Annotated in this window: 1 protein-coding gene; it reads left to right on the top strand. The window is 57.4% G+C overall.

Going from position 1 to position 277, the window contains the following annotated elements:
• Window positions 1–17: 17 nt before the first annotated feature.
• Window positions 18–277, top strand: a 260-nt coding sequence (locus AC1RPQ_RS08450; RefSeq protein ID WP_481762337.1) for a hypothetical protein, incomplete at its 3' end; no start/stop codon positions are given.

Below are 277 nucleotides of genomic sequence, written 5' to 3'. Positions count from 1 at the left end.
ATCAGGTTCTTGGGGATATGGATACAGGTCTTACAGGGTACGCCGATTCCAGTTGCCCGATTTGCTTCGGCAGTAACTTCATCGGCGGTTACACTCCGTATAAGGGGCACCGGCAGGTGCTGGTGGTTACCGACGTACAGGTGCGAAACGGTGAGCTGGATATGCTCAGCAGCCCTATGCGTGCTCACTGCACTGGATTCGACGTGCAGGTGATTTTGCCGCGCGGCGCTCAGGGAATCGACGCACTTAGGGTGTGGGACGGAGAGATGCCGATGCC

The sequence above is a fragment of the Dellaglioa sp. CoH-57-MRSF-21 genome (assembly GCF_056781915.1).
The sequence above is the reverse complement of the archived record's forward strand: the minus strand, read 5'-3'. Positions and strand labels throughout refer to the sequence as shown.